Here is a 6,508-nt window from a genome sequence, read left to right on the forward strand (position 1 = left end):
GCCGTTAGGCACCATCAGCAAAGCAACCCCTGCTTCCGCACTCCCTTCTGGCGGCGCCTCGTGTAACTGCGTGGCGATCAGAAGTAGAGGCAAGGTTGAATCGCGGTCCAGCCAGTCGTCAGCCAGCATCAATCCCCGCGACGAGTCCGGGCACGCCAGATCACAGTCCAGTCCTGACAGACCGAGTAAATCCAGTCGTTGCCGCAACTGCAACAGGCGGTCCTGCGCACGTGTCGGCGAGCCATCCACCAGCCGGACCGCGGGAGCATGGCGATAACCTCGTTGCTGCAACTCCCTGACTGACTCCACAACTGGCCCGAGCAAGAAATCGACCAACACGTCGAACCGGTCCGACGGCGCTCCTGCCTCGGCGCCATCCTCGCCTCCCTGCACGCTCAATAATTCATCCCAGTCTGGCAGGCGGCTATGGCGGACAAGCCCGGCGCCCACCCGCGGGGGTTGCGTAGCCAGCACCGTTTTGGACGATGCCAGGAGCTGCGAAAGCGACAGGCCGTCGCCTGGAAGGCAATAGGAGGAAGCCACAATCTCCAGCGGCCTCTGTGACCGCGCGACCATTTCGCGCAATTGAGCATCGCGATGCTGGTTGTAGTACAGCGCACGCAGGTGCGCGCTCTCGTAGGCGTGCCTCGCCAAACCGAGCAGCAGTAAAAAAACGATCTGGGGCGCGACGGCAATGAGAAACCAAAACTCCGCCCCTTGCGCAGGCTTCTCGGATGGCCATGCCAGCAACACGGCGCCAGATCCAAGCACCGTGCAACAAAGCCAGAGCACCGCCACTCCCCGCGCGCCCGGCGGTTCCGGCAGCGGCTCGACGGGGCCAGCAAGGGCGTAGTCGATCGGCATCGTCAGCCCTTGCCCGCCGTGACCAACGATGAAATGACGCGGCAGCCACAAGCACACTTATGAAGGTGCAGCGCCACGGGCACACCCTTGTCGGTGAAATCAGGATCGCCTTCCGCAATGTATGTATCGCCGTGCAGCGCGCACTTCGCCGGGTCGCCCTGGCGGGCCGCTGCACGTCCCATAAAGCTCATATCCTTTGAGCCGGCCAGGACTTTGCCGCCCCTTTCAAGCTCGTCTCCCGCTCGGACAATTCCAAACATGGTGTTCGCCTTAGATTAAAAAATAAGAACAAATCAATACCATTAATATGCGCTCTTATAAATTACATCAATACCGATCTTTTTTCATATTAACAATACATGGCACTGGAATTACCATCACGACGCGCCCCGTCTACGAGCGAGCTCTCCCAACCTATTTTTCACCATCCTCGAAAACCATAGACGATATCGACTTTGCCACCTGGTCAAAAAATGAAACAGAAATTTTCAATCCAACCGACCCATTCTCGGCCGCACCAATAACAACATTACCATTACTAACAATACAAAATCTTATTGAATCGAGCACAGCATTGTTTCTTATATCCAGATATCCGACCAAAAATCCAGCCCAATTATCACCACTTAACGCACGAAACATCTTATTGCCTACCCCGTCAACATTTATCCATTTTTCTCCATCGAATTTCGCAGGGCATTTATATGAATTAGATTCGATAATTTGCCTCAATTCAGGCGACATATCATAACCTCTTCCGCTCGAATAAAACCATGAAAAATTCCCCGCACTTTCACACATAATTCCGAACCATTTATCATCTAGCTGCCCCATTTTTCTGAACGACCAATCATAGCCAGCCGACATTTCTGATTGAAAAAGATAAGCCAATCTATTTCCAGAGAGGCGTTGAGTAGAACGGTAAAAAATTACATCCGGATCGTTAAATCTGACATGCTCACCACGAGCAAGGTTCATAGAGAACCTGCACCGCCCCAAGCCAACAGAAATCCGGCGAGGCCCGTCCGCGAAAGGAGAGCTTCCAATTTCATTGCCAATCAGCGTCGGCACCTTTTCGTCGGCATATGCACCGCCTGAAATTATGACGAGCGCAAAGACAAAAGCTATAACCAAATAAAAATTTTTCAATATATCTCCCGACGCACATAATCTACAGGCATTAAACTTGTTGTTCCATCCACCTTATTGAAAACCGGAACATCCAGCAAAACAACTTGCGCGTTTTCAAATGCCAAAAAACGTGCCTGAATCCCCCAAATGGAGGAAAAACTACTAGAAGGCGATCCCGTGTTAACTGTGCCGGCAACCTTTCCAAATGCTCTATTTTCCGAGTAGCGCCTTTGACCACTATTTGTATTAAGTACCTTCAGCACTCCAATAGGCGACGAATAATACTCATCCGCTCCAGAAGAGGCACCAGACCACGCCCAATAGACGCCTGCACTGTCAGCAGCTTCAAACGCGCTTTTCGTGCTATCCCTTCTGGCAACAATCTCTGCTGAAACATGCGTTGACGTATCACTCAGAGAATTCGTAGGATCATACATCGTTTTAACATTATTAACCAAAGGCCTGTTATTATTAGCTTGAATGGTATGCTGCTGCAGACTAGATTTCGTCTGTGCATCCGTGACCAGCCCTCGAAATACCCAGTATTTAATATAGTTCTCAGCGTGAGTAAGCTGAAGGAATCCCCTTCCATCCCACGGCCTGTACCAGAAAGGTGATCCCTCATGATATTTTTGAAACCATTGAGTTTCCTGCGTTGCATTTCCAAAGAAACAGGCCATGCGCACTGGATTTTCCATGCCGTATTTTCGCAATGCCATGTTGAGTTCGCGTCTACGCGCAATTGCATCGCTATTGGTCTTCGATAATAGCGAACCAGCCCCATTTAAAGAAACTGCCGACCATATCCAATTCGAACCATTCTTATCAAATGTATTTACTGGGAGCAATTGCAAAATCTCATCACGGGATAGCCAACCACATTTCCTAAAATGCCGAATAAACGCAAGCGGATGGAAAAACCAAAATTTCTTTCCACCGCTGAGCGGGGTATTTTCCAGAAATTGAAGCTGCTTCTGGAAATTGATGAATTTTTCGTATCCATCTGGATCGATTTCCTTTCGTTTTCCAAAGAATCCATCCGGCTCATTCAACCCCTTGTAGCGCTCATCGTTCCCGTCCGCGTCCCATTCGCTGGGCGCGTGGCAAACAAATCCCTTCAGCTTCTTTCTCACCGCATCATTGCCCTGCACATAGGCGGCAAGCAGGTCCTCTTGCATATGCCCAGACAACTTCCTCTGCTCGGGCGTCTCCCCCGCCTCCACTACCTCCACGATCTTGCGAAGCTCGTCGTAGTCGCAAAGGCCATCCTGATTGAATGGTCCGTTGGCTTCCTGGATCTTCTGCCAGCCCATAAAGAACGGGAAATCCGCGTCGGAGAGCTTCCGAATGGCATCCTGATTGATATCAATATAGCCCTGAGCACCACTTGCGTCATAGGTCGCCGCCACCCAAGTCTTGCGGGCTGCAGTTGGCAAGGTCGGCTGGTCCGTACCCAAGATTCGGCCAAAGCGCAGCAGTTCGTATCCGTCGCTCGGGCACTGCGGGTAAAGAGCCATTGCGCGCTGATACAGCTTGTACTCGTACCCGGTGTATCGGTCTCTCACCGGTGCGGGCGTCAAGGACGTGAGCTTTCCATCCTTCTCGATCCACGATCGCGTGTATCGCTCGCCCCTGTAGAAGTACGCCTCGACATACAACTTGCTATTTGCATCAATCGTGCCATCTTTTAGTATCGGGAAGAATTCTGAAGCCGTGGCAGGCTGGTCAGGCGGCACACTGAAGAATGCCTGTTCACCCGGAATGAGAAAGTAGCTGTGGCCCCAGTAGTCCTTCGACGCTGGCGTAGTCGGATTCTTCTCATCAAGCTGTACCTGATGCCCAGTCTGGGCAAACCATGCGTTGAAATCCTCTTCCGTCATGAAGATTTCGAAATGCAGGTGCGGAAGACCATGGCAGCGCCCCCAGTACCCCAATATGTCCTTGCGATAGACCCTCCTGCCATTCCCGGGTTGTACACCATTGCTTGGATGCAGCAGCCAGGCGGGCAAGCTGCTTGGAGAGCTGTTTGCGGGCGGGTTGGTCGGTTGTGCGGCAATGCTCTGCTGGTTGTTGATGTCCAATAGATGCATGTACAGAGAGTAGAACGTGAGTGTTCTACTTTCGCCGGTATCGGTTGTATGCTTGAGCAGCACGAAACCGGTATTGGAATTCAGGTCCGGACTGCCATCGCTCTTTGTTTCTCCATCCGTGATAGCTTTCTGGCTCACCCTATACGCTATCACCTCCCCGTCGGCAATCGCACGCACCGGTTCCGTTTGCTCGGCTGGTGCCAAGTGCATACCGCAATGCCAGCGACGATCCATCGCTATCGGATACGTCCCGTGATGAGCCAGTTCGTATTGATCGACCATATCCATCATCGGATCCGTCTTAGTGGAGTCGGTCGAACTGGAGCCGTCAGCTGGGAGAAACGGGGGACTGATAATCATGATCTTAGCGAGACGAAGGGTATTGGTTGGAGATTTTCAGGTCGCTTTTTGGCAGTGCCGGCATTGCCGGATTCACACTTGCAGGCCCCTCGAACGTGAACGACGCCGCTTTAATCTTAAAGTCGCCGGGACAGATGATCTCGATGCCGCCGTTCTCGATCTTCACGCAAGCACCTCCGCTAGCTAGTACCACTCTCTTCCGGCCTACCACCGACACGTCCTCGCTAGCGCTTGCCACTCGCAGCTGCTTTTCGGCAAACAGGTCCAGCCCATCGTTCTGCGCCTGAATTTCGACCTTTCCCTTTGCGGCGAATAGCTTGAGGCCCAGCTTATGCGCACACATCGAAATGAGATCACCTGCAGCCACTGTGATACGTTTGACCGCGCTTATGTCAACACTCTTGCCAGCCACGGCCGAAATATTTCCTCCCGCCGCTAGCTGAACGCCTCGCTCTGATACGACGCCGACCGACGCCGGTGCACTCATCAGCAACGACGACGAGGCGAGCTTGGTCAGATCGCTGTTTCCTTGCTGCTGCACATCTGTGTCAGAAGGGATCGCCTTGGCCTGTTGAGAGGAGTTTGCCAGTGCCCGAGCAATCTCGAGGGCCTTCTGCAATTGGGCAATTGTTTCCTCCATATCCAACTGCTGCCCGCTTGCATTGGCTCGGTCATAGGCAGTAACGTGTAGCCCCTTGCCGCCGCGAATCGCCCCCCAGCCAGACGTTCGCAACTCAAACCCCTCACCCCGCTTCTGCCGCTTGCCATCGACGAGGTAGCCCATGTTCAGCTGCGTCTTGCCCCCGTACTCGGTGGAGATATGGATGAATTCCTGCCCCTCCCAGTCCTCCATCATCACCATGTTGTTGCTCTGCGTGACGATGGCATTGCGCGACAGCCAGCGGTCCTGGTTGGTGATCAGGTCGGCGTGATGGCTGTGGTGGTGCACATGGGCGATGTATGGCTTGTTCGGATTGCCGTCGCGGAATGCGATTGCCACTTCCGTGCCATCGATCAGGGGGAAATGGAAGCCCGTCTGCAGCGCGCCCGCGAACGGCTTGGCCAGGCGCAGCGGCACGCTCTCGCCGCCTGCGCTCCACTCGTCGAAGTCCACGTCGAAACGCACCACGTAGTGGCCGTGCTGGGTCAGATAGGCATATTTGTACTTGCCCGGCGAGGTGATCCGGGCGCTGAGCGTGCCGTTGATCCTGGGCCAGCTGGCTTCATTCAGCCGCAGGCGGAAGCGCCGGTCCGACGGAATGGCTTTGTAGGTATTGCGATAGGCCGCATCGCGCCCGCCGCTGTGGGTGACTTCGATGATCACCTGACCGTTGGGCGCATCGGGCAGCGTCCGGTCCATGCGCAGGATGCGCGCGAGCCGCAGCTCCAGCACGTTGCTCTCGCCCTCGTAGATGACCTGCCAGGCGATCGCCGCCTCGTGGCGCAGTTGCGCTTCCCATTTGGCGCTCTCCTGGTCCAGGTGGTGAGTGCCGTAGACATAGGGCTGGCCGTAGGTCGTCTTGTCCTTGCGGGCGACGTTGGCCTCGGCCTTGAAGCGCTCCCAGGACTGGTCCGGGTTGTAGTCGGCGACGAGATAGGAGGCCGGCACCGTGCGCGCGTGGGTCTGGATCGCGAAGACGGTTTCGGTGCCGGATTCGAGGCCGGCGGTTTCCCGGTAGGGCACGCGCAGTTCGGGCAGGTAGAGATAGTGGTCGATGTCGTCGCCGAACACCACCATCTCGCCGAACTTGCCGGGCTCGAAGTAGCTGTAGAGGCCTTCCTGCTCCATCAGCAGCCGGATGTAGTCCCAGTCGGACATCTGGTATTGGAAATGGAAACGATGCTCCGGGTATTTCCGGCGGGTCTTGAAGCGGAACTGATGGCCCGCCAGGCCGTGCCGGCGCAGGATGGCCTCGATGATCTGCGGGGCGGTCTTGTGCTGGTAGATGCGGCTGGCGTGCGTGAGCCTGAGGCGCGCGACCAGCGGCTCGATCACGATCTGGTAGGCGGAGAAGTCCTGCGTCTGCCGGGTCTTGCTGAAGCACGTAATGCAGCCCGCGAAC

Annotated in this window: 4 protein-coding genes and 1 pseudogene; all 5 read right to left on the minus strand. The window is 55.0% G+C overall.

The annotated features are described in order from the left end of the window. A pseudogene (locus AC3FOF_RS44170) lies at positions 1-864 on the minus strand (hypothetical protein); the annotation flags it as partial. Positions 865-866: 2 nt separating this feature from the next. Further along, positions 867-1,124: a PAAR domain-containing protein gene (locus AC3FOF_RS44175; protein ID WP_017225023.1), complete on the minus strand. Its 258-nt coding sequence runs from the start codon at positions 1,122-1,124 to the stop codon at positions 867-869. Positions 1,125-1,278: 154 nt separating this feature from the next. Beyond that, positions 1,279-2,013 carry a hypothetical protein gene (locus tag AC3FOF_RS44180; protein WP_488730269.1) on the minus strand — a complete coding sequence of 245 codons (735 nt, stop codon included), beginning with the start codon at positions 2,011-2,013 and terminating at the stop codon, positions 1,279-1,281. Beyond that, positions 2,010-4,445 (minus strand): hypothetical protein, encoded by a 2,436-nt coding sequence (locus AC3FOF_RS44185; protein WP_488730270.1) that lies wholly within the window; start codon positions 4,443-4,445, stop codon positions 2,010-2,012. The genes AC3FOF_RS44180 and AC3FOF_RS44185 overlap by 4 nt, the downstream gene beginning before the upstream one ends. A 4-nt stretch (positions 4,446-4,449) precedes the next feature. Next, on the minus strand, positions 4,450-6,508 hold a 2,059-nt coding region (locus AC3FOF_RS44190; RefSeq protein ID WP_488730271.1), incomplete at its 5' end, for a type VI secretion system Vgr family protein.

This window comes from Cupriavidus sp. 96C5-1 (genome assembly GCF_057798855.1).

Excerpts from the sequence above, each read along its gene's own strand:
- AC3FOF_RS44185 (WP_488730270.1), bottom strand. The coding sequence starts at position 4,445 with ATGATTATCAGTCCCCCGTTTCTCCCAGCTGACGGCTCCAGTTCGACC.
- AC3FOF_RS44175 (WP_017225023.1), bottom strand. The coding sequence starts at position 1,124 with ATGTTTGGAATTGTCCGAGCGGGAGACGAGCTTGAAAGGGGCGGCAAA.